This is a genomic window from Bacillus sp. GbtcB10 (assembly GCF_019091365.1).
Taxonomy (GTDB): domain Bacteria; phylum Bacillota; class Bacilli; order Bacillales; family Bacillaceae; genus Bacillus; species Bacillus altitudinis.
On sequence record NZ_JAGXJP010000003.1, the window covers coordinates 200220 to 224577 of the forward strand.

27 protein-coding genes are annotated in these 24358 nt (G+C 40.8%); 1 reads left to right on the forward strand and 26 read right to left on the reverse strand.

From position 1 onward, the window contains the following. Positions 1 to 152: 152 nt before the first annotated feature. From hbs to KVT11_RS11140, 9 genes are all read right to left on the reverse strand, one after another. Positions 153 to 431, reverse strand: coding sequence for a non-specific DNA-binding protein Hbs (hbs, locus tag KVT11_RS11100; RefSeq protein ID WP_003215863.1), 279 nt, complete (start codon positions 429 to 431; stop codon positions 153 to 155). A 374-nt stretch (positions 432 to 805) separates the two neighbouring features. After that, positions 806 to 2284: a stage IV sporulation protein A gene (spoIVA, locus tag KVT11_RS11105; RefSeq protein ID WP_008344534.1), complete on the reverse strand. Its 1479-nt coding sequence runs from the start codon at positions 2282 to 2284 to the stop codon at positions 806 to 808. A 205-nt stretch (positions 2285 to 2489) separates the two neighbouring features. Continuing rightward, positions 2490 to 3215, reverse strand: a complete 726-nt coding sequence (locus KVT11_RS11110) for a hypothetical protein (RefSeq protein WP_116307080.1) — start codon at positions 3213 to 3215, stop codon at positions 2490 to 2492. Between the two features lie 18 nt (positions 3216 to 3233). Then, positions 3234 to 3437, reverse strand: coding sequence for a DUF2768 domain-containing protein (locus KVT11_RS11115; RefSeq protein ID WP_017367508.1), 204 nt, complete (start codon positions 3435 to 3437; stop codon positions 3234 to 3236). A 266-nt stretch (positions 3438 to 3703) separates the two neighbouring features. Continuing rightward, positions 3704 to 4741: an NAD(P)H-dependent glycerol-3-phosphate dehydrogenase gene (locus KVT11_RS11120; RefSeq protein ID WP_079920144.1), complete on the reverse strand. Its 1038-nt coding sequence runs from the start codon at positions 4739 to 4741 to the stop codon at positions 3704 to 3706. A gap of 14 nt (positions 4742 to 4755) precedes the next feature. After that, positions 4756 to 6066, reverse strand: coding sequence for a ribosome biogenesis GTPase Der (gene der / locus KVT11_RS11125; protein ID WP_008344528.1), 1311 nt, complete (start codon positions 6064 to 6066; stop codon positions 4756 to 4758). 159 nt (positions 6067 to 6225) lie between these two features. Further along, entirely contained in the window at positions 6226 to 6420 is a 195-nt protein-coding gene (locus KVT11_RS11130; RefSeq protein ID WP_008344527.1) for a capping complex subunit for YIEGIA, read from the reverse strand. Positions 6421 to 6426: 6 nt separating this feature from the next. After that, positions 6427 to 7311 carry a YIEGIA family protein gene (locus KVT11_RS11135; protein ID WP_007500964.1) on the reverse strand — a complete coding sequence of 295 codons (885 nt, stop codon included), beginning with the start codon at positions 7309 to 7311 and terminating at the stop codon, positions 6427 to 6429. After that, positions 7308 to 7910, reverse strand: a complete 603-nt coding sequence (locus tag KVT11_RS11140; protein ID WP_342498527.1) for a YphA family membrane protein — start codon at positions 7908 to 7910, stop codon at positions 7308 to 7310. The genes KVT11_RS11135 and KVT11_RS11140 overlap by 4 nt, the downstream gene beginning before the upstream one ends. Before the next feature lie 118 nt (positions 7911 to 8028). On the opposite strand from KVT11_RS11140, the gene KVT11_RS11145 reads away from it, so the two are divergent. Then, positions 8029 to 8160: a YpzI family protein gene (locus tag KVT11_RS11145; protein WP_008344525.1), complete on the forward strand. Its 132-nt coding sequence runs from the start codon at positions 8029 to 8031 to the stop codon at positions 8158 to 8160. 143 nt (positions 8161 to 8303) lie between these two features. Here the strand turns inward: KVT11_RS11145 and fni are convergent, their stop codons facing one another. The 17 genes from fni to KVT11_RS11230 form a co-directional block, all read right to left on the reverse strand. Beyond that, positions 8304 to 9371, reverse strand: coding sequence for a type 2 isopentenyl-diphosphate Delta-isomerase (fni, locus tag KVT11_RS11150; protein ID WP_057079344.1), 1068 nt, complete (start codon positions 9369 to 9371; stop codon positions 8304 to 8306). A gap of 14 nt (positions 9372 to 9385) precedes the next feature. Further along, positions 9386 to 10537 carry a 30S ribosomal protein S1 gene (gene rpsA, locus KVT11_RS11155; protein WP_008344519.1) on the reverse strand — a complete coding sequence of 384 codons (1152 nt, stop codon included), beginning with the start codon at positions 10535 to 10537 and terminating at the stop codon, positions 9386 to 9388. Positions 10538 to 10760: 223 nt separating this feature from the next. Beyond that, entirely contained in the window at positions 10761 to 11438 is a 678-nt protein-coding gene (gene cmk, locus KVT11_RS11160; protein WP_017359766.1) for a (d)CMP kinase, read from the reverse strand. Between the two features lie 71 nt (positions 11439 to 11509). Further along, entirely contained in the window at positions 11510 to 11692 is a 183-nt protein-coding gene (locus KVT11_RS11165; RefSeq protein ID WP_008344514.1) for a YpfB family protein, read from the reverse strand. Between the two features lie 63 nt (positions 11693 to 11755). Continuing rightward, positions 11756 to 12403: a flagellar brake protein gene (locus KVT11_RS11170; protein WP_007500975.1), complete on the reverse strand. Its 648-nt coding sequence runs from the start codon at positions 12401 to 12403 to the stop codon at positions 11756 to 11758. 102 nt (positions 12404 to 12505) lie between these two features. Further along, on the reverse strand, positions 12506 to 13855 hold the full coding sequence (ypeB, locus tag KVT11_RS11175) for a germination protein YpeB (RefSeq protein WP_210552091.1): 1350 nt from the start codon (positions 13853 to 13855) through the stop codon (positions 12506 to 12508). Between the two features lie 16 nt (positions 13856 to 13871). Then, positions 13872 to 14783, reverse strand: coding sequence for a spore cortex-lytic enzyme (sleB, locus tag KVT11_RS11180; protein WP_035391637.1), 912 nt, complete (start codon positions 14781 to 14783; stop codon positions 13872 to 13874). A gap of 132 nt (positions 14784 to 14915) precedes the next feature. Further along, positions 14916 to 15572: a glutamic-type intramembrane protease PrsW gene (prsW, locus tag KVT11_RS11185; protein WP_008344507.1), complete on the reverse strand. Its 657-nt coding sequence runs from the start codon at positions 15570 to 15572 to the stop codon at positions 14916 to 14918. Between the two features lie 155 nt (positions 15573 to 15727). After that, positions 15728 to 16699 carry a YpdA family putative bacillithiol disulfide reductase gene (locus KVT11_RS11190; RefSeq protein ID WP_046343866.1) on the reverse strand — a complete coding sequence of 324 codons (972 nt, stop codon included), beginning with the start codon at positions 16697 to 16699 and terminating at the stop codon, positions 15728 to 15730. A 124-nt stretch (positions 16700 to 16823) separates the two neighbouring features. After that, positions 16824 to 18098: a Glu/Leu/Phe/Val family dehydrogenase gene (locus KVT11_RS11195; protein ID WP_007500982.1), complete on the reverse strand. Its 1275-nt coding sequence runs from the start codon at positions 18096 to 18098 to the stop codon at positions 16824 to 16826. Between the two features lie 196 nt (positions 18099 to 18294). Then, entirely contained in the window at positions 18295 to 18873 is a 579-nt protein-coding gene (locus tag KVT11_RS11200) for a genetic competence negative regulator (protein ID WP_007500984.1), read from the reverse strand. 164 nt (positions 18874 to 19037) lie between these two features. After that, entirely contained in the window at positions 19038 to 19826 is a 789-nt protein-coding gene (locus KVT11_RS11205; RefSeq protein WP_210552092.1) for a metallophosphoesterase, read from the reverse strand. Positions 19827 to 19913: 87 nt separating this feature from the next. Continuing rightward, entirely contained in the window at positions 19914 to 20366 is a 453-nt protein-coding gene (locus KVT11_RS11210; protein ID WP_017367514.1) for a DUF2663 family protein, read from the reverse strand. A 64-nt stretch (positions 20367 to 20430) separates the two neighbouring features. Continuing rightward, positions 20431 to 21192 (reverse strand): LysM peptidoglycan-binding domain-containing protein, encoded by a 762-nt coding sequence (locus tag KVT11_RS11215; protein WP_017367515.1) that lies wholly within the window; start codon positions 21190 to 21192, stop codon positions 20431 to 20433. Next, positions 21137 to 21778, reverse strand: coding sequence for a CPBP family intramembrane glutamic endopeptidase (locus tag KVT11_RS11220; protein ID WP_017359770.1), 642 nt, complete (start codon positions 21776 to 21778; stop codon positions 21137 to 21139). The genes KVT11_RS11215 and KVT11_RS11220 overlap by 56 nt, the downstream gene beginning before the upstream one ends. Next, a complete protein-coding gene (locus KVT11_RS11225) occupies positions 21775 to 23283 on the reverse strand; it encodes a RecQ family ATP-dependent DNA helicase (RefSeq protein ID WP_210552093.1) in 1509 nt (502 codons plus the stop codon). The genes KVT11_RS11220 and KVT11_RS11225 overlap by 4 nt, the downstream gene beginning before the upstream one ends. Continuing rightward, positions 23276 to 24331, reverse strand: a complete 1056-nt coding sequence (locus KVT11_RS11230) for a YpbB family protein (protein ID WP_116307092.1) — start codon at positions 24329 to 24331, stop codon at positions 23276 to 23278. Before KVT11_RS11230 ends, KVT11_RS11225 begins: the two co-directional genes overlap by 8 nt. Between the last annotated feature and the right edge of the window lie 27 nt (positions 24332 to 24358).

Sequence of the window (24358 nt, forward strand, 5' to 3'; positions counted from 1 at the left end):
TTCTAGCACACTTCAGATCCTAAAAGCAAAGGAGAGCGTTCTAAACAAACCATTTGATTCAAAAGGAAAAGCCCCTTATCAAAGGGGCTTTTCTAGACCAGTGTGAAACTGTATATGTATAACTCCTTCAATAGGATCATTACACATAACGATTATTTACCTGCCACCGCGTCTTTAAGTGCTTTACCTGGTTTGAAAGCAGGTACTTTGCTTGCAGGGATTTCGATCTCTGCACCAGTTTGTGGGTTACGTCCTTTACGAGCTGAACGCTCACGTACTTCAAAGTTACCAAAACCAATAAGTTGGATTTTGTCACCATTTTTAAGTGCATCTAAAATTGTATCAAAAACAGAATCAACTGCTTTTGTCGCGTCTTTTTTAGATAACTCGCTTGCTTCAGCAACCGCGTTAATAAGTTCTGTCTTGTTCATGCCTTTCACCTCCTCCCAAAAATATGCATTCAATAGATTGTTATCATTTCTTCACAATTCATCTTCTTTCTATACACTTTTTTTGAAAAAAAGAGCGTCTAGAAAGCGTCATACATGGCTTTTCATTAGAAAACTTCTCTTTGAAGGAATGTTTGTCCAACAAAGTGAAGATTTTCTGTAAGTAGATTAACACATATGAAATACCATATCAAGCATTTTAAAGGGAAGAATCCTTATTCGTCAAGGATTAAGGGCACTTTTACGAACGAATATTCCTAATTTCAGCCTGAATCTGACTAATCTTTATACAATTGTCTTTTTATGACTTCACCCGCACGCAAAAAAAGACCCCCATCAATGAGAGGTCTCACATCCTATAGAATAATCGCGATCAGACCGCCTGATCCTTCGTTAATAATTCGTTCAAGCGTTTCCTTTAGTTTATACCTTGCATTTTCCGGCATCAGCGAGAGTTTTGCTTGAATGCCTTCTCTGACAAGCGAGCTGAGTGAGCGTCCAAATATATCGGAATTCCAGATCGAAAGCGGATCATCTTCAAAGTCTTGCATTAAGTATCGGACAAGCTCTTCACTTTGTTTTTCTGTTCCGATAATCGGCGCAAACTCGCTTTCTACATCTACCTTAATCATATGAATAGATGGCGCGACTGCTTTTAATCTGACGCCGAATCTTGATCCTTGCCTAATGATTTCCGGCTCATCTAAACTCATATCCGACAAAGCTGGTGCCGCAATTCCATAACCAGTCTGCTTCACCATTTTTAAAGCGTCAGACACTTGATCATACTCCGTTTTCGCATGTGCAAAATCTTGCATGAGCTCAAGAAGGTGATCTTTGCCTCTAATTTCCACACCAACCACTTCTTTTAGGATATGATCATATAGATCATCCGGCGCATACAGATCAATTTCTGCGATCCCCTGACCCATTTCAATGCCTGCTAAGCCTGCTCTTTCGATAAAATCGAATTCACTGAACTGACCTACCACTCGGTCAACATCTCTTAATCTCTTAATATCCTTGACGGTTTCTTTCACTGAATCCTGATAACTCTCTCTTAGCCAATGATCTTCTTTTAGTACCATGACCCAGCTTGGCAGGTTCACATTCACCTCAAGCACTGGGAATTCATATAATGCTTCACGAAGTACACTGAGAACGTCTTGTTCTCTCATACTTTCGACACTCATCGCGAGTACAGGAATATCATATTTTTGACTAAGTTCCTGCCGCAGTGCTTCTGTTTCAGGGTGATAAGGTCTCACAGAATTGATCACCATAATAAACGGCTTTCCAACTTCTTTGAGTTCGTCAATGACACGTTCTTCTGATTCAATATAGTCATGTCTTGGGATTTCCCCAATTGATCCATCTGTTGTAATCACAACACCAATCGTTGAATGCTCTTGAATGACCTTGCGTGTACCAATTTCCGCTGCTTCATGAAACGGGATTGGCTCTTCATACCACGGCGTATTAATCATTCTCGGACCATTTTCATCTTCATAGCCGCGTGCACCAGGCACGGTGTAGCCTACACAATCGACAAGCCTAATGTTGACATCCAGGCCGTCGCTCACGTGAATGGATGCCGCTTGATTTGGCACAAATTTTGGCTCTGTGGTCATAATGGTTTTTCCTGCTGCGCTTTGCGGCAATTCATCCTGTGCTCTTGCACGGTCTGCCTCATTATTGATATTCGGGAGCACCACGAGCTCCATAAACTTTTTAATAAACGTAGATTTCCCTGTACGAACAGCTCCAACGACTCCTAAATATATATCGCCTCCTGTTCGTTCAGCGATATCCTTGAAAATATCGACTTTTTCCAAGTGATCCCCTCCCGGACTTGCTATCCTCGTTTTCAAATAAAATACTCTATACTTCAATCAAACGGTGCTTGAAAGGTGTCAGGACAATATATGTGTATGACGTTGTCCTATTTGAATATGACACCTTTTTTGTTTTGAGAGTATGTTTAGCCATAAAAAAACCTTTCTCCTCATTTATATGCAGAGGAGAAAGGTTCATTCTTGTTTATAACGTCTTTTTTTCTAAAAAAGCCGGCTCACCTTTTTTGTTGATCGTATATGGAACAGAAAACGCTGGTACAAACGGGGTTTCCTGCCAATAGACATCTTGAATATTTTCACCTGGTTTCAGCTTTTGTTTCGTATTTTTCAAAATCTGGGCAAAATCACTGCGATAGTCAACATAGATTTCGCCATTTGAGGAAATCAGTAATGGAAGTGATTCACCCGTAACAGGGCTCGTCACTGTAGGCGGTGCTTTTAACCCTAGTTTTTTTTCATTTAACGTATATAAATCTTTGGATACTACTTTGCCATATGGCGGATATGTATGTTCATCTTGATATATTTTGATCCTTAGACGTAATTCACTGATCGTTTGTGTCATTTTGACATCAAGCAGTTTCACCGTTGGATTTTGTTCGACGTCTGTGAGGACATAGATATATTCGCCCCCGCCTTCAAAAGATGTCGACGGTACATCGTGTAAATATCTTGGTGACAGACGCTTAAAGTCAATGACATACTTCTGATAAATAGGTGTGTCGCCTTCTTTTGTTTCAATCGGTAAAAGGCCATTTGTCGCTTTTTGAAAATCTTCAATTGCGGTCTGCACACTTTGCAGCTGCTCTTTATATGGCACGCGGTTTTCAGCTTTACGATTCTCTGGATAGAGGCACCCCGTAAGTAAAATAAGTGTTAACAGCATGACAATGATTTTTGCTTTGATCATCACATTCTTCCTTTTTCTTTATTCATTGACCGGCCCGCTAAATACAACTAAAAACACAATGACACCTGATATGAGCATTAAGCTGTACGCGACAGTTGAGGCTGTTATTTTCAGAAACCGGCTCTTCAGCTTAAATCTACTCAGATAAATGGTTACAACGGCTAAAAACATGAGCCCCATTGAACCAAGCGCAAACCACATCTTGATTAAAGCAAAACTCATCGTGCCTGTCCCCCTTTAATACAAACGAATTGTAAGCGTTTATATTTCATTCTAAACCAAAATTAAGTCAAATATCAATCATTTTTCCAATCATTCAGAAAAAAGTGCATAAAAAAACTGAAGCAAAGAGGGGGACTCTGCTTCAGTCATTAGGTCGACTATTTTTCCTCATTCTGTAGAGGCAAAGCTCTATTCAAACTTCATTGTTATGTTATGCAAGTCTTCCCCTTCTTGCATCCTCTACACGCCTAAGTTCAGTCTTCCAATTACTTTGTTTGGTTTTCGAACATGTTCACAAGGTCTTCCATCTCATGTGTTTTCACACGTGCCATTAAGGATTCTACAGCATCGTCAACCTTTTTCCCTTCAAATAGGACGCCGTAAAGAGCCTCTGTAATCGGCATGCTGACCTTGTATTCTTTGGAGAGCTGATAAGCGCCTTTTGTTGTGCGGACGCCTTCGACAACCATCCCCATTTTTTCAAGCACTTCTTCGAGCTTATATCCTTTACCGAGTAAATTCCCGCAGCGCCAGTTACGTGAATGAACACTTGTACATGTGACAATCAAATCTCCAACACCTGTTAACCCGGCAAACGTAAGAGGGTTTCCTCCCATTTTTGTGCCGAGGCGAGCGATTTCAGCAAGACCCCTTGTGATAAGCGCTGCTTTCGCATTATCGCCATATCCGAGTCCGTCTGTGATCCCTGCCGCAAGAGCGATGATGTTTTTCAGCGCCCCGCCAATTTCCACCCCAATCACATCAGGGTTTGTGTACACTCTGAAGTTGTTGTTCATAAACAAATCTTGAACAAATTGAGCCGCTTCAATATGTTCTGATGAAACTGTAACAGTTGTCGGATGACGCAAGCCAACTTCTTCAGCGTGACTTGGTCCTGACAGGACAACAACTGCTTCTCTTTTTGCTTCTGGGACTTCTTGTTCAATCATTTGAGAAATTCTAAGAAGCGTATCTGGTTCAATTCCTTTACTGACATGAACAAATGGCACCTTTGACGTAATGAACTCATTTGCCTGTTTCAATACCTCTCGAATAGCCTTTGTTGGCACAGCGACAATAATCGCATCTGTCCCTTCTAGTGCCTGTTTCATATCTGTTGTCGCTTGAATAGACGCTGGCAATGCAACATTAGGCAAGTAATCATGATTTTCATGTTTCTCATTGATTTGATCAATTAATTCTTGTCTATGTCCCCATATGTGTACATCATGATGATTATCAGCTAATACAAGCGCAAGAGCTGTTCCCCAGCTCCCTGCTCCAAGTACTGAAATTTTCTTCATCCTGCTCACCCTTTTTATTTTCTCGCTCTCGCAAATATTTTAATTGGTGTTCCTTCAAAACCAAATGCATCTCGAATTCGGTTTTCTAGGAAACGCTCATAAGAAAAGTGCATAAGTTCTGGATCATTTACAAACACAACAAAGGACGGCGGTTTGATCGCCACTTGTGTTGCATAGTAAATTTTCAGACGCTGTCCGTTATGGGTCGGCGTTGGGTTCATCGCTACAGCATCCATGATAATATCGTTTAGAATGTTCGTTTGAACGCGCATCGCATGATTTTCACTAGCGGTAATAATTGTTGGCATTAACGTGTGAATTCTCTTTTTCGTAAGAGCAGACATGAATAAGACAGGTGCATAATCAAGGAATTGAAAATGCTCACGAATATTTTGCTCAAATTCCTTCATTGTACGCTCGTCTTTTTCAACAGCATCCCACTTGTTCACAATGATCACAACGGCTTTACCCGCTTCGTGTGCGTAGCCGGCAATACGTTTATCCTGTTCAATAATGCCTTCTTCACCATCAAGAACTACAGCGACAACATCCGATCGATCAATGGCTTTTAACGCACGGAGTACACTGTATTTCTCTGTTGTTTCATATACTTTCCCTTTTTTTCTCATACCGGCTGTGTCGACAATGACAAAGTCACGTTGGTTGTACGTAAACATTGTATCTACAGCATCTCTTGTCGTACCAGCGATGTTGCTGACAATGACACGTTCTTCACCGAGCATCGCATTCACCAAAGAGGATTTCCCTACATTCGGGCGGCCGATTAAGCAGAACTGTACCACTTCTTCATCATACTGTGTATCTGGTAAGTTTTTGAAATGCTCTGCGACAGCATCAAGCAGATCACCTAGACCGAGTCCGTGCGTTCCAGAAATCGGATACGGTTCGCCAAATCCAAGTGCATAAAAGTCATACACATCGCTTCTCATTTCAGGGTTGTCCAATTTATTGACAGCAAGTACGACAGGTTTTTTCGTGCGATATAAAATTTTTGCGACTTCTTCATCCGCAGATGTGACGCCATCTCTTCCATTGACCATAAAGATAATAACATCCGCTTCATCCATTGCGATTTCAGCCTGATGGCGAATTTGCGCCAAAAACGGCTCATCTCCAATATCAATTCCACCAGTATCTATTAAATTAAAGTCATAATTTAACCATTCAGCAGAGCTATAGATTCGATCTCTTGTTACACCAGGTGTGTCTTCTACAATCGATATTCTTTCGCCTGCGATTCGATTAAAAATTGTAGATTTTCCAACGTTGGGCCTTCCAACAATGGCTACGACAGGTTTACCCATAGTACCCTTCCTTTCAATCCAGCCGCGATTCAATATGTTCATCATCATGTTTCAACCGGGATTTATAATTTTCATTCAGTTTTATGAAATAAACCCTTCAAACATGAAGGGTTCAACTTATATATTATATCAATTTTTAATCAGACCACAATGAATAACTTAAAAATGTTTGACGATCAAGTAAAGATCTTCTCCAATGCCGTGTGCAATTCCATCTAAAATGGCCTCTAAATTCATGGCATACATGTCGAGCTCTTCTTTATTTTCACAGAAAAAAACAGCTGTTCCGCCAATGACCCGCTCTTTATTTGTTGTCGCCACAGCCAATATAAATTGTTCAATGGTGTTCGCCATGCCCTATTACCTCACTTTCTTTTTAATGAAATCTGTCGGCATTCTAATGGCATTTTCTAAAATAGGCACCTCTTCTAATACACGGACAGCCAAATCTTCACGCTGCCATTGCGGTAAAATGAATACGCCAAGTGTGCCGTTATTCAGATCACGTTTTGCGAGCGGACAAAGCGATGGTTCACCAGAATCTCGGTATACACCAAGCACGTTGGATAAATCAAATAAGATGGCTTGCCGCTGCCCAAGGTTTGCGATGGTTGTGGCCGAGTTAAAATTCTTTGGAGTCAAGATGAACCCCATTCCGTGCTCTAAAATCAATTTTTGCTTTTCAGGCAGCCCGATATTCATAATGTAAATATCATTTACGTAAAGTCCTGCGCCGTCAAAGCGAAGTTCCCCTTTTTGAATATTCACGATATCCTTTAATTGGCTCCCTGACATTAATAGTTTTGCCATGAAAAAACAAAGAATACCGACCACTGTCCCAACGACGAGCGAGAAGAAAATACAGGCGGTCGTTGTAATAAGGGCAGTAAGAATGGCAATATAATTTCGACTTTCAAAGGCAATCGCAATGCCTTCGATATATGTACTGCCTCGTGAGACAAGCTCATACGAATCCATTTGGGTCAATGTATTTCTTTCCATATTACGCACATCTCGAAATTGCGTGGCTGCAAGCGTCAGAAAGGTAATAGCAGTGAATTCTTCCTGGATCAGTGCAGGCATAATAATAGCACCAAGCCCTGATGCGATAAAACCAAGCGCAATGTGAATCACTTGTCCATGAATATATGTGGGATATTGCCGATAATCAGTTCTTAGCATATAAAGCCTAGCCGCCATCCCAAAGATGACACCAATAATCACAGGAAACGTGTAATCCGTCATGTTGATTTTGCAGCCCCTTTTACTGGTTTTCTAGATGAACGGGTGTTCAAGAGTTTTTCAAGCTGACCTACACCTAATAGAAAAACAGCTCCTTGAACAGCCATGGAAAGAAACGAGAGATCTCCTATGACAATGGAAGATGTGAGGCGATGAATCGTAAGCACATAAAGGGCTTCCCCCAGACATATAGCCATCATCCATAAAGTGATCCGTTCCGTTAACTGATGCCCATATGTTAAACACATCAAGATCAGCAAGGCAAATACAACCCAGTCCACCTTTATTATCGTGAACCAAACTGGATCATATAATGCAAAAATCATAAAAAAGGCATACGCACTGACCATGGAACCTAATTGCATGATTCGCATGATTCGATGAGCAGGCCGAAAGATCACGAATGACATGCAAGCATATAAAAAGGTCATCAAAAATCCTGCATTGATCCTAATGTCTAAAATAGAAACCATGACATGACTGCATATAATATGAATGAGAACACATACGCCTAGCACATTGCGCCACGTGCTTTTCTCCATGATAAATGTCACCATAATCCAAACGAACCATATTGACCAATAATAGTACAATGCCTCCAACCCTCATCACCTCAATTACATTATGGGAAAATCTCCAGTTTTTAAACGTATGAGAAGGTGCGGGATTTGTATGAAATAAACAAGAGGTGACACCCTAATAGTTGAGGAGGGATGTATAATGGGTAAGGATAGACAGGAAAAACGCCTAAAGGCGTCAAGAAGAGTTGAATCTGACCGCGATCAATCCATTCATCACAAAGGGGCAACAACTTTAGAAGGCCCGGAAGACGCTCGCAAAAGAAATCAATAAAAAAAGACATGTGATCACCACATGTCTCAGCGTGCAAACAAACCCTCGCATTCAATGTCAGTCCTGCGCATTGGTGCTCATGAATGTCAAATTCGCTCCGCAAAAAGCAGCTGTCTTTCATAGACAAAGGGCTAAAATTTCATTTAGTCCTTTGTCTTCTTATTTCTTAAACTATAGTACGTAGTATCCACGCCTCTTTCTTTCAGCCAATGACTTGTTTCCCCTGTAAGCACAATCGGAGCTTGCCGTAGCTCCTCAATTGTCTTCATGCCAAGTACTGTCATCAACATCTTCACATCATCTTGTAGATCAATGATATCAGAGATGAGGCCCTTTTCTCCTCCACTCGTCAGGGATTTTAAGAAAAAGCCGGCTAATCCAGCGGCAGACGCACCAAGAGCAATTGATTTTGTCACATCAAGTGCATCTTGAATGCCTCCAGAAGCTAGGACGGTTTGATCTGGAAAGGCTGTATGTACTTCAGCCAGACTCGCTGCAGTTGGAATTCCCCACTGGTCAAAATAGCGAAGTGCTTTTTGACGGCGCAGGTTCTCGATTTTAGAAAAATTCGTTCCCCCAAATCCGCCTACATCAACAGCAGCAACTCCAGCATCAAATAATTTCTTTGCTGTTTCCTTATTCATCCCAAATCCAACTTCTTTGACGACAACAGGTACCTCAATTGATTCAGTGATTGCTGCGATCCGCTCAACAGCACCTCTGAAATCACGATCTCCTTCAGGCATGACGATCTCTTGAATCACGTTTAAGTGAATTTGGAGCATGTTTGCCTCCAGCATGTCAACGGCATCCTGCGCTTGCTGAATTGTCGCCTCACTGCCTAAATTGGCAAAAACGAGTCCATCCGGATTCACCTTTCGAACCACTTCATACGTACGACGTTCGTCTGCATCTTTCAGTGCAGCCATTTGTGATCCGACTGCTACTGGAATATTGGTTTCCTTCGCTGCGATAGATAAAGAGCGATTAATCTCATAGGTCGATTCTCCGCCTCCACCAGTCATTGCATTGATAAAAATTGGCGAACCGAAAGTCAGTCCGCCAATTGTCGTATGTGTATCAATTTGTGATGTCGCAAGATCTGGTAAACTGGCGTGAACGAAGGAAACATCTTGTAAACCTGTTGCTGCATGCTGGCCAGTCGACAAAGCATGCTCAATATGCTGTTTCTTTCTTTCTGCTCGCGTCAATTTTGATCACCAAATTATTTTAGTTTATTGAGTTTATCACCAATCAGGTCACCAAGCTGGAATCCGCTTGTATTTTCTTCTTTCGCCTGATATTGACGGTAATCCTCTTCGATTTGTTTTTCAGGATTCTCTTCTAATTCACGAATGCTAAGTGAAATGCGCTCTTCATCTTCATTGACATCAAGCACTTTCACTTTCACAGTCTGCCCTTCTTCAAGGACTTCTTGAGGAGTACCGATATGTTTGTGTGAAATTTGGGAAATATGCACAAGTCCTTCTACACCTGGCAGAATTTCAACAAATGCACCAAAGCTCACAAGACGTTGAACGGTTCCTTCAAGAACATCACCTTGTTTTACCTTTTCACCAATTTGGCTCCAAGGTCCTGGTAATGTTTCTTTAATAGATAGTGAGATACGTTCGTTATCGCGGTCAACAGCAAGAACTTTGACTTTCACTTCCTGTCCTTCTTCAACAACGTCAGATGGCTTTTCGACATGCGCATGGGATAGTTGAGAAATGTGAACTAATCCATCAATGCCGCCAATGTCAACAAATGCACCAAAGTCAGTCAGGCGCTGCACTTTTCCATCAATCACACTGCCTACTGCAAGCTTTTGCAGGAAGTCTTGCTTCTTGTCTAATTGTTCTTGCTCAACGACTGCACGATGCGATAGAATCACGCGGTTTTTTTCGCGGTCAAGCTCTACCACAACAAGCGAGAGTGTTTTTCCTTTATAGTCAGTGAAGTCTTCTACATAGTGTGCCTCAACAAGAGATGCAGGAATAAATCCGCGAACACCAATGTCGACCACTAGACCACCTTTGACAACGTCTTTTACTTCTGCTTCAAATACTTCTTTTGTTTCAAACTTTTTCTCTAGGTCTTCCCAAGCGCGGTCTGCATCAACAGCACGTTTCGATAAAATCAAAGCATCGTCTTCGACCTTTGTTACTTTAAGCTCTAACTCGTCGCCATCTTTCACGACATCTGATGCTTTTTCAACGTGAAGACTTGATAATTCACTGATTGGGATGATCCCAGGTTGTTTCACATTGACGATATCTACATTGACATGCTTGTCCTCAACTTTAGAAACAATCCCTTTCACTACATCTCCAACCTCTGGTACCTGAACATCGATTTGATTCATTTCCTCTGTCATTTCGATAACCTCCTTGGTCCAAACCTACACAGCTTAGTTAAAACGACTGGGTGAATATGTGTCCTTAGCATGATGATTGCCAGCCGAATATGTATTATAGAAACATTCAAATCAACAGAATTGCTTGAATGATCAATAAAAATAGTATTAGTATAAACTTCTAATAAAAGACCTTGTTTGTCAAGAGATAAACCTCTAACTTATAAAAGTTTTCTAAAATTTCTTACTGTTTTTCTACACGCTCTGCTGCATCTAAAATTTTACCTGCAACCTCTTGAATAGAAAGAGAAGTCGTGTCAATTTCAATGGCGTCATCTGCTTTCTTCAGCGGTGATACCTCCCGCTCAGAATCAAGCTTGTCACGTCTTGCAATCTCTTCGATCAGCTGATCGTAATTGACATCGTAGCCTTTTTTCTGATTTTCTTCAAAACGGCGTTTTGCTCTTTCCTCTACTGACGCAAGTAAGAAAATTTTCACTTCTGCATCTGGAAGAACATGCGTGCCGATGTCTCTTCCATCCATGACGACACCGCCTCGGTTCCCCAGCTCTTGCTGCCTGCGGACCATTTCTTCCCGGACAGCTCGATGCTTTGCAACAACAGAGACTTGATTACTTACGCGGTCTGTTCTGATGTCTTCTGTGACATCGATCGTGTCTAAATGTACTTTTTGACCTTCGTCAGTTGACACAAGTTCAATGACTGTGTTTTTCAATAACGCATCAAGTGCCTGTTCGTCTTCAAGGTCTACGCCTTGATTGAGTGCTGCAAGTGTAATTGCGCGGTACATCGCACCTGTATCGATATAAATATATGATTTTTTCGCTGCGACAATTTTTGCCACAGTGCTTTTTCCTGCTGCAGCAGGACCGTCAATTGCGATAGATAATTTCTTTTTCATAATACCTCTCCTTGATTGAATCTCCCTTATGAATTGTAACACGATCACCGCTCAAACGGGGGAATTTTCTATCAATCCTTTTGCTTAAATGTCTCAATCCAATCTTCAATGCTCATGTTATTCACACCCTCGTATTGTACGACTTTTGACAAAAATAGTTCTCCTTTCGTCAAGTGAAGGGTGACCTGAACCGCCAAAAGCAGAATGAGCTGAATGAGCACTGCTTTGAATAGCCATCTTTCCATTGTTTTCATACAAAAAGCCTCCAACGCTAGATTCTTTCTCTCTAGTATGGAAGCTTTTGACAACCTTTATTCTTATACTTTTTTCACACGTGTTAGAAGCTGCTGCTGGAAGCAGTACTTCATGATGTGCTGCTGGTGGTCATTTGTGATTTCAGTAAATTCCATGATCGCTCTTGTTTTCCCGGTCTGTTCATCTTGATAAACACGATTCATTTCTGCAATCGCTTTAATTTTCACTGGTTCTTTAAGTGAAAGTTCAAACTCTGTGACGACCTCGCCATATTCTTTTAGTGAGACACCTTCTGGAACAGCAATTGCTACACCGCCAGCACTCATATTGACAATAAATGTGTCGAAGGTTTCTTCACCATTTTGCGTAATGGAAGCTTTCACCATCGTATCCACTCGAAGATATTCTCTTCGCTGAAGCCGGATCATTTCTTCTTTTGGCGGAATCGAAACGACAATCATCGGAATATCTTCTTTTCTTTTCCCAATGACTTTGCTTGTACATTTGTATGGAATTTGATTTTCATCGAAAAAGAAGACGGTGATTTCTGTTTCTTGATTTAAATAGATCGTACGCCCCGTTTCTTTATCAGCTGGATAATTAATGCAAATATCATCGTTATTATTTTCCAAAACTTTCGATTTTGCAGTTTTCACTTCTTTGTTCTCATTGACATACTCAATTGTGATTGCATCCCCTATTTGTAACATTCCTCATCACTCTTTTCATCTGTGAAATCGTATCCTCTCTTATATTAAACCATGTATAAAACAAAAGGAAAAGGCTTATTCGCCTTTTCCTCGCTTCCTTTTCTATAGGTCTTTATATATAGGTTCTGCATTTTTTAGTTTATCTACTCTTTCTTCTTTTCCAGTATTTGCATTAATGAACATTCGGTACGTGTCGTTTTTAATGGTTCCTAAAAACTCATAGCAGAGAACTTCCTCTGACATATCATTTTGAACAAGAGCTACATGTGTATCCTCGATCTTCACATGTTTATTTAAGGTCTTTTCAGCTTCTTTTTGAGAAATTTTTGGTGCTTTCATGTCACGTTTTCTGTGATTCATTAAATAGTCTTTCGCTGAGAATCCCACAACCTCTCCATCATCTAAAGCGACTTTCATTCGAATACTATCTGGATAAAGCAATACGTTATTCTGTAAAGGGACATAGGTAAATACGCCGATATTATCAAATTGCGCACTCTCATCTAAATGAAATGATTCAGTATCGAATCCATGCTTCTTTAAGAAACTTAGTGCTTTTTCTGAGGCATCATTTAAACTGATTTTTTGTTTTTTCACTTCACGGTTCTGAAGAAGATAGACAGGATGGCCGCCTTTTTCAGTCAAGTCTAAATAAAAGTTTGCTCGGCTATCTGGGTCTGACATTGACAGGCTGTAGACATCACGGTTCGTTTTACTCCCACTTTTTCTCACCTTGAAATCTTTGTTATGGTCAGGCGCAAATTGCTGGGCGATACGGATCGCTTCTTTTTTTGAAATCTTTTGCCCTTTTAAGTGATTGTAGCCTTGCGTTTCTGATTCAGTTGACACATTTGTAGGACCAAGATCAACATCTGCAAACGCATCAGCATTTCTCTCAACGGTTTTTAATCCGTCAATGATGGTGTTGTCGTTTTTTCGATCTCCATCAGCCAGTGCCATTTCAACATCCATCCATTTTAAATTTTTGTTGAGTACGAGATGCTGCACTTGTCTAAGTTCGTTTTGAATATCTGCCGCTTGATCATATAAAGTGGTAATGGTTTTGTGTGTATCTTTGTTTAATGGTTCATCTGATAAAGATTTAAGTGACGATTTATAGCTAAAGTCACCGACATTCGCTAGAAACTCTTCTGTTTTGTTAAAAGGCATCAATGTGAGCGGAAGCTGGCTGACATTGTTATGCGCTTCTGATGACATTCTCCATACATCTGCAAGTGCTGGAGATATAGATGTTTGGCTGTTCATCGCAAGTGTTGCGCCAAGTTTATCGTGCAACTGATCGACTTGATACGTTAGATCATGGAAGGCTCTTTGATAGTTGTTCTCTGCATGAAGCAGCACTGCATCTTTTTCTTGATGCTCCTTATAGCCCCAGTATCCTGTTGAGATGACAGCAATTCCTAAAATAGCAATCAATATTCCTCTGATCATTTATTTACACCTCTTTTTATTCACAGAAAATATGTTTCCCGATTCGTTTAATTTGTGGCCTTCCCCAAATCCATGGGCTTGTCGCTGTATCAGGATTAAAGTAATAAACGGCGCTTTCAGATGGGTCCCAGCCATTAATGGCATCAAATACTGCCTTTTTAGCGGTTTCGTTTGGCGCCATATAAAATTGTCCATCTGCTACAGCAGTAAACGCAAGCGGTTCAAAAATGACACCAGCGATCGTGTTTGGAAAGGTCGGGTTGTTTAAACGGTTTAAGATGACGGCTGCGATCGCTACCTGTCCTTCATAAGGTTCACCTCTCGCTTCACTATAAACAGCTTGTGAAAGGAGCTGAATGTCATTGCTTGAAAAACCACCTGGCATGTTGGCTGCTGTTTGTTTCGGCGTTTGATTTGCTTGACCATTTCCTGACTGGTTTCCAGACGAGCTGTTTCCTCCGCTTTGACTTTTTTGATTCTCTTTTGCACCTTGTGCTGTCTTTTTTTGCGTGTTTCTTTGCGCAGGAGCCTTTGTTTGCTGATCAAGAGGTTTCCCGCCATAGTGCGTAAACTGATTCCCTTTTTGCAACTGCTGTTGCACAAACTCTTTATAGTATTTCGTCTTTTGAACTAATAGGCTTTTTGTTTTTTCCCCTACGAGTCCATCGACTTTCTTTACACCAAACTGGCTTTGAAAATTGCGCACGGCCCAGTAAGTTCCCCAGCCATACACCCCGTCTATTTTTCCATTGTAAAAACCATTGTATTGGAGCCTTGCCTGGAGCTCGACGACATCTTCTCCTGTAGCTCCCCGCTGAATCACTTGATTTGTGAAAGCTTCACTTTTTTCAGCTGTCATCAATGAAGACGCGAGCAGAACAATTGAGAAGATAAGGACGATTTGTTTCATGAAACGAGCTTTGTCCATATTTGATCCTCCTGTACTTTTGATGTTTGAATATATGTTTCTTCCGATCCCTATTTTTATACATTCATCACAGGAGGGAATTGGATGGAAAAGACAAAAAACGCCCTAAAGACGTATAGGACGTTTTCCAATTTAAATTTGTACCATCTTCACCGCACGGGCTTTTTTGGCTTTCCGCAGACCAAACCACCATAAAAAAATCATGAACGGCAACATGATATATCCCCAATTTTTCATGCCAAGAAGAATGAAATCATATAAGCCATGAAAAAGGATAGGAAGTATTAAAGAGAGAATCAGCCATTTTCGCTGCTCTTTTTTATCAGAGAAGCGAGCTTTACCTATATAAAACCCCATCACCACACCAAATAAAGCGTGGCTTGATACAGGCAGCAAGGCACGTGTAAACGCGTACTCTACCCCATGACCCACTAAGTACAGAATATTTTCAAGTGTCGCAAATCCAAGCGAGACACTTGTTCCATAGACAATCCCGTCATAGTGTTCATCAAACTGTACGTGCGCATAGACACTGACCATTAAAATAAACCACTTTAATGATTCTTCTAAAAAACCCGATGTCACAAATGAAATCACGATAGGATTCGTGGCGATATTTTCCTCTTGGAGGACATACTGAATAAACATGGTTGGAAACACAAGTATGACACCTAGCATAAAAGATCTGATGACCATATGAACCGGCTCATTGTCGTATTGATCTTTCAAATAAAAATAACTTAAAAGTGCGATGCCGGGAGCTAAACCTGCTGAAATGATTGCGATCATAATCAGACCTCTTTCCCTACATTATCCTTTATTATCGTACCACGAATCACCCCTTTTTTATATGACTCGAGCCCATTTTCCCAAAAATAATCTTCTATATAATCCCAATTTACATAAAAAAGAACTGAATCCCTTAGAAGGACCCAGTTCTTTTTTTACCCGTTGATTCTTTTGTTGATTTCTTCTGCAATCAACCCGCCATGAAATCTTCCATTTTCAATGAAAATTTCGTTGGCGTTGTTACCAGCTGCAATAACCCCTGCAATGAAAATACCTTCTACATTTGTTTCCATTGTTTGTTCATTAAATGCTGGGCGGCCTGATTCTGGATCGATTGTTACACCCATTTTTTCTAAAAATGAATGATCAGGATGATAACCTGTCATCGCAAACACATAATCACTTTTCACTCGATCCGTTTGGCCCTGCTGGTTTGTAAAGACAACATCCTGTTCTGTGATTTCCTTCACCTCTGCACCGAACTCCATTCGAATGGTGCCATTTCGAACAAGCGCTTCAAACTCTGGTAAAATCCAAGGTTTGATGCTGGATGAATATTCAGTTCCTCTATATAAAACCGTCACCCTGCTTCCGCATTTCACAAGTTCCAGGGCAGCATCAACACTAGAGTTCTTCCCGCCGATCACCGTTACATCTTTATCAAAGTAGGGATGTCCTTCTTTAAAATAATGATACACGTGAGGAAGGTCTTCCCCTTTTACATTCATATAGTTAGGATGATCATAGTAGCCAGTCGCAATCACAACATAGTCACATGTATAGTCGTCTTTTGATGTATTTACCGTAAAATGGCCATCTTTTTTCGTCACAGCGTTTACCTTTTCAAAAGCATTCACACGCAGGCTTTTTCGTCTGACCACCTCTCGGTAATAGGAAAGCGCCTGAATACGAACGGGCTTCCGATTTTCAGTGATAAAAGCGACGTCACCGATCTCAAGCTTTTCACTTGTACTGAAGAAGGTTTGGTGTGTAGGGTAATGATAAATACTGTTGACCACATTGCCCTTTTCAATCACAAGTGCATCAATCCCAATTTGCTTGAATGCAATGGCAGCTGATAGACCGCACGGGCCTCCTCCTATTATGATCGCTTTTTCTTGTTTCATTTGTTCCACTCCTGTCGTTTCACTGCAATAACAATTGCTGGGCTGTTTGATTCTTTGCATGATTCCATAAAAAAATCTCCTATTTAAGGATAGGAGATTTTAAGGCGCGATGCAAATAAGTCGCTTAAATCCAGCCTCTGAATCGAGAAGCTTCAGCCATTTTACGTACACCGACCATATATGCTGCTAGTCGCATATCAATACGGCGGTTTTGCGCCATTTCATAAATATTATTAAATGATTTCACCATCATATCTTCTAAACGAGTTTCTACTTCTTCTTCTGTCCAGTAGAACCCTTGGTTATTCTGAACCCATTCAAAGTAAGAAACAGTCACTCCACCCGCACTTGCAAGTACGTCTGGAACAAGCAGTACACCACGATCTGAAAGAATTTTTGTCCCTTCCAATGTCGTTGGTCCATTTGCTGCTTCTACGACAATTTTGGCTTTAATGTTCGCCGCATTATCTTCTGTAATTTGATTTTCAATGGCTGCAGGTACTAAGATATCACAATCTAGCTCAAGCAGCTCTTGGTTTGTAATTGTATCATTAAATAATTTAGTGACGGTTCCAAAGCTGTCACGTCGGTCAAGCAAGTAGTCAATATCGAGACCATCTTCATCATACAAACCGCCGTAAGCATCTGAAATTCCTACGATTTTCGCTCCGGCATCATACATAAATTTAGCCAAGTAACTTCCTGCATTTCCGAATCCCTGAACGACAACACGAGCCCCATTGATGTCAATTCCTTTTTTCTTCGCCGCTTCTTTGATACAGATCGTTACACCTTTTGCCGTTGCAGTATCACGTCCGTGTGAGCCTCCAAGAACAATTGGTTTTCCTGTAATAAATCCTGGCGAGTTAAATTCATCAATTCTAGAATACTCATCCATCATCCATGCCATGATTTGAGAGTTTGTAAACACATCTGGTGCTGGAACATCTTTTGTTGGTCCAACGATTTGGCTAATTGCGCGAACATAGCCGCGGCTTAGTTTTTCAAGCTCCCTAAATGACATTTCTCTTGGATCACAGATAATACCGCCTTTTCCTCCGCCATAAGGAAGATCCACAATACCACATTTTAAACTCATCCAAATTGAAAGCGCTTTTACTTCTTTTTCAGTAACGTTCGGGTGGAATCGAATTCCGCCTTTTGTTGGACCGACAGCATCATTATGCTGCGCACGATAACCAGTGAAAATTTTCACCGATCCATCATCCATACGTACTGGAATTTTGACCGTTAATAGGCGAATTGGCTCCTTCAGCAATTCATACACTTCTTGCGGATAGCCCAATTTATCAAGCGCTTTATGTATGACGGTTTGAGTTGACTTTAAAACATCTAGCTTATCTTCTGCGTTATGAGCGGCGTTTTGATCGGCTGCCATTAAAATAAACCCCCTAGAAATCTTTCATGATCTACTGCTCCCTTTCAAGCAATAGTATACACCTTCGTACTGGTAAAGCAAAGGTAAAAAGCGTTTTTTATCAAAATAAAATATCAGCGTTTATAAATATAAAAATGGATATAAAAAAATACTGTTGTTTCATCACAACAGTATTAAATATAATAGAAAAAAGTGATTAAAAATACAGTTGAATCGTTTTCACTGCATCTTCCTGCATGATCACTTTTCCGTATTCTTTTAACCGGTGAATGGTTAATGTCGTCGGTGAACCGAACTCCGCTAAAATAGAAATGACCGTATCTGCAGACAGTTCTTCGAAATCATCTAGGCTGAGAAAATATTGACCTTCATAATGGTAAACTGTACCCCCTAAAAGTCCAATACGACTTAAACTATGGGACAGTTGAATCACATCTTCAAACGAGGCAAATTGATAAAGCACATGCTTGCTCTCGTCGAGCTTGACTTGCATCTCAATGTAATCTTCATCAAACTCATCATCAGCATCTTCCTGCTGACTCTTTGTCACAATGACGACCATCCCCTGCGCCTGAAGAGAAAATACTTCAACAGCAATCGGTCCATTCGCTTCAAAACCGAGCTCCTGATTCGCTTCGTTCATCATGTCTTTAAACAGCTGATGAACTTTGAACGAATCTTTCCAAAGGTCTTCTTTCGTAAGACCTCGGTCTGTCAGATCATCTAGTGTGAGAAAAATTTTGATTTTATTATAATTCAGACGCTCTAGCCGCATAACGTTCCCTCCTGCCTCTTCTAACACACATCATACTGTAGTATATGAGATGATGAGTCATAGGTTCTTAATTTTGTATTCAGTTTACACTGTGTCAAGACGGAAGACAAGCATGAAGCTATGCTTACGGTGACTTTTATGGAAAATATTGATGGGGCATCAACTTAGCGCGTTTTTAGCGGCATTAAATAGATCAGATGGGTTTCTGGTTCTGCTCCAAGACGCATCGGAATCTTTGTTGTTCCGTAACCATTACTTATCAGAAAGAAAGCACCTTTGACTTGGCCTGTTCTTCCTTTTTCATACGGACCAAATTTCCCAATACGAATTTGACCCCCATGGGTATGACCACTCAAAACAAGATCAATTCCCTCTTCTTCACTCATCAAGTGATGCACATCTGGGTTGTGTGATAAAAGGATATTCACATCTTCTTTGACAAACTCCGGCCGAATCGCTTCATAATCTGCTTTTTCAAGCCGGATATCATCGATTCCGCCTATTTTAATGGGCTGTCCTTCAAAATCCCACACAGTCGTCTCATTTTGCAATGTCGTCACCTGATAGGTATGGAGGATGTCTTTGAGTTTTTGCTGATGCAGCTCATGGTCGTTATTCCCCCACACAAAATACACCGGGGCAATCCTTGCTAAACGTTTCACATTTTCTTCAACTCTAGCATAAGGGACTCCCTTTTCAGCTAAGTCCCCGCCGATCATAATGACATCAGGCTGCTGCTCTTTTACTTCCGCTAATAAAGTATCACTAATTAGACGGCGATGGGTATCAGAAATAAAGAAAATGACTGCAGGTCGATCTGACTGAAGTCCTTCTATTGTAAAGTAATGCTTTTTGATGTTGTTTTGTTTTGCCGTTTTCACCATTTTCGCTGTTACACACACACCTGTTGTCACAGCCGCTATGGCAGCAGTAAATCCGATGGCATATTTCATTATGAATGACTCCCTTGTATCAGCTTTCTTTTATAGGACGCTTGAATGAAAAAAGACGTTTCAACTGTTTAAACGTCTTTTGCTCATTTATTTACTTTCATAATAGAGGTTGATGTCATATTGCGTCTGCATGAAGTGAAAAACGGCCTCGCGCTCTTTCCACTGATTTGATTGAGGCCATAAATCTGTGCTTTTCTGTATAATTTCACATCTGAGCTTATGATATTCATCCTCAGCCTTTTCTTCTTTTTTCTTATAATAATACGATGCGTAAAAAGCAAACACTTCAGCCATGATCCAAAACAGAAACACCTCATGGCCAAGCAATGTGGCAATCATCGCTTCCGGCTGCAGGGAGCCCTCGCTATTAGCTGTTATCACAAAATAAAACAGAAGAATCGCAAGTGATAAAAGGGCTGTCCATTGCCACCTTTTGCATTGTTTTGCAAACCCCTCGTATTTGCGCTTCCTTTTGATCAATGTTTCAATCATTTTCTGTGTCGGCTGATCCATATAGCGGCTGATTGCGTGCAATGTCATCACATACACCCTTGTCCCTTTTTTCTACATATGTATGTGCTTTTCGATTCATTCATGTCAAATATTAATTTTCTAATGGGATATTCAATACTTGTCCGCTGTACACGCTATTTCCTTTTAAATGATTGTAAGCTCGAATTTTCTCTTCCCCTGATCGGTTTTGATAATACTTCATGGAAATTCGATACAAGTTTTCCTCTGGTCCAACAGTATGCTGCACGACACGAACAGGTTTTTCTTCCTGCTTCTTCTTCTCTTCTGCTTCTTTTCGCTTTTTCTCTTCCTGCTGTTTTTGAAGAGCGAGCTGTTGCTGCTCACGCTTTTTTGCAGCTTCGGCCTTTTCACGCTCAGCCTTCTCTTTAGCGGCTTGTTCTTTTTTCTTTTGCTCTGCTTTTTCTTTTGAACGCTGCTTTTCTTTATCAGCATCTTTCTTTTTCTTCTCATCATCAGACGCATCCGCTTTGTCAGCGCTTGAATCATTTTTTGTTTCAACAAGTGCTGACGGGACTGGATCTGTGTCAGCACTCGATGTTTTATCAATATAAACACCTTGATTGTTGTTATCGTTAATTTCCTTTGATGTGTAATAAATCAACAGGAAGAAAACCGTGACGACAATAATAGGAAAGATAATAGCCAGTGTCGTAAACAATGGATTACGCACCTTTTTGGTTCGCTGCTTTTTATATTCATGAAAATCTTCTCGTGTAGGAAAGTGAGAGTCATCTGAAGGATGCACTTTTTCTTCTTCAAGATTTTCCTCTACATCATCATGGATGTTTGTCAGCTGCTGCTTTTTTCTCTTCATTCTCGACATTTCTTCCATGTTCATCCCTCCCCCAATATTTAAAACGAATTTGACATGCAAAGACTAGGTCAATGACAAAGTGTGTCATGACAGGAACGAATAAATTCCCTGTCCACTCGTATAAAAGTCCTAAAAAAATACTAATAGAAACCACAAGGATAAACAAGAGTATTTTTGACAAATAGCGAAAGTGAAGAAGTGCAAACACAATGCTTGCAATCTCCAGTCCAAATTGCTGCTGAACGATCCCGCGAAATAAAATTTCTTCTGAAAAGGCAATGAGCAGCGTTAACCAAACAATATGCAGAATGCTGCGGTTTTTGAACATTTTTTCATTTAATCCGCCATCATCATACATATGAGCCGGAAACACCTTCATGACAATAGCGTCGACAATAATCACAAGCAAAGCGCCGCCAATTCCGTAAGTCAGGATACGCATATCTCGGATCTGCCATAAGGCTGTAAAATCAGTCCAATGATCAAACATAAACATCCCTAGTAAAAAAGAGACAATCAGCATGAGCAGCTGTGTGAAATACAACTGTTCTACTACTTGTCGATCGGTTAATTTTTCAATAATACGGCGATGTTGTTCAATCAATGCTGCGCCTCTTTTGTCAGGTGAAACAGACGATCCAGCTCGGTCTTCCAGTGTTTCATTTCATTCAGCTCCAATGGTTGATCTTTTTTTTCGTAATCAGACAGGTCAAGTCCGCATGAAGAGCAGCAGTTCCCAAAGGAAGCGTCCTCCGTTAGATCAAGCTGCTCATCAAAGTATGATAACAGAGATTGCCTAAAGCAGCGATGGCCAGTGATATGCTCTTTAAACTGCCACACTTTTTTTAGCTTTTCTGTTTGTCTATCCTGCAGCTTTTCTTTCAGCTTCTTCATGAGCAAACGGGGCTGTTCAGTTTGGTACATCGTGTAATAATGCGAGAGCATTCGCGCGCGCGTCTCCTGAAGCCCTGCTTCCATCAATTGTTCACGTAATTTCTTTTCATCATTTATCGGCATGTGTGATAATCGGGCTAAGAAAAAATCAATTTCTGGATCATCAAAACCTTCTGCTTGAATCAAATGACTTTGAATATCCGCATCCTCTTCTGTATATAAAAGAACGCTCACACTATTTTTCCCGTCCCGTCCAGCTCTTCCAATTTCCTGCATAAATGCTTCAATTGACTGAGGCGGACTCATATGAATCACAAAGCGTATATTTGCTTTATCAATTCCCATTCCAAAAGCACTTGTACAGCAAATGAGATCAATTTGACCACTGATAAATTGCTGCTGGATCAGCATGCGGTCTCCTGACTCCATTCCACCATGATAAAACTCTACACGTTGATTCGTTTTTTGTTTCACCAAACGTGAAATATCTTCTGTCATTTGCCGGGTCGGACAATAAATCAGCCCAGGCCCTTGAAGGGTTTCCACAAGCTCCAGTGCTCGTTTCTCTTTTGCTTCTTTCGTTTCTTGCGCCTCTTTTAATAGTGCAATATTCGGCCGGTTAACTGAATGAATATGAACATCTGGATGCTCTAGCCGCAATGTTTGCACAGTATCTTTTAAGGTTTGTTTCGTTGCAGTTGCCGTTAGTGCTAAGGCGACAGGATTGCCGAGCGCTTCCCTCCATTCCCCAAGCTTGGAGTATTCCGGGCGGAAATCATGTCCCCATTCCGATATACAGTGAGCTTCATCTACAACGAATAGACCCACATGCATCGCTTTGAGCTGCTCTAACAATACCTCTGACATAAGCGCCTCAGGTGCGACAAATAAAAATTTATATGATGGCAAATGCCGAATAATATGTCTTCTTTCTTGAAAAGACAGTGTACTGTTAAGCGCAGCCACTCGCTTTTCACCGCGCATTTTCATGCGTTCCACTTGATCTTCCATGAGTGATAAAAGAGGTGAAATGATCAGCACTAACCCATCTGTCAAATAGCCCGGAATTTGATAACAAAGTGACTTCCCGCCACCAGTAGGAAGCATGGCAACCGTATCTTTTTGTTGAAGTACACTTCGAATAATGTCCTCCTGACCTGTTTTGAAGGCATCATAACCAAAGTATCGCATCAGCGTCTGATGAAGCTTATCCACTTGCTTTCACCATCCTTGTCAATGCCAATCGTATTTGAAAATAAGTAAATGAATGCTCGAGACTTTCTTTGATCAGCTTCATCTTGTTGGTTTGGAGCTGACTGGCTACCTCATGTATCGCCTTTTGAGCTTCACTGCTGACATATGGTTCGATCGAGAAGCTCGGCTCATGTATCGAGAGCTCCACAATATGATCTTCAATTGTCGCTTTTTTTAATGAACGAATATGAGCAATTTGATCAATACTGAACCCTTTTTGTACAAGCTCAAGCGTTTTATGGGTAGAGGTGGTCAGCACACGTTTGAATTGAAGATCATCTATCATTCGCTGGATGATCGGTGCCTCACCTTTTTGCGCACATTGAATAAAATAATGGAGCACATTCCAAAAAAGCAAGTAAACATACCATACATCTTCTTTCATCCATTCCGCCATTTGCTGGTACGTCCGTCCGATTCTTTCATTGGAAGTCAATGAATAAACAAAAAGCAGTGCCTCTTGATCAGTTAAATGAGCCAGAAGTGTTTCAAGCTCATGATGGATATCTTCAGAAAGCTTTTTCTTCTGGTGATATTGCGAGAAGAAGGATTTCGTCCAGTTTTGAACCGATATATCTCTTTGAATCGGCACATAGTGTTGTGATCTCGCTGCATGATGTGAAAGGACCTGCACAAGTAAAGACAGCCTCATCCATAACACCTTTGCTTTATCATGATACTTGGCACCATCAAAATAAACTGGCATCGGTTTTTCAGCAAAACGCTGACTTAGCATACTTATTCCTTCATCTGTGGCAATGAATGTATCCTCTGTCTTTCTGCTGATTAAGTGCTGCTCTAGCAGCCTTTTTACAGAGCGGTTCAGCTGATCCCTCGTAAAAGCTGGATAGCAGCCGAAGTAGCTAGAGAGCTGAAACAAACTTGCATCCTGTATCGTTTGAGATGATTTTTTTCCTTTAAAAAGATGGTAGACAGCACTAATGGAGCGTTCGCCGTTCAATTTATGTACGCTGTCCATCAACATGACATCCAAGTAATGAATCGTCATTGACCAAAGCACCTGTCTTCCTGACAA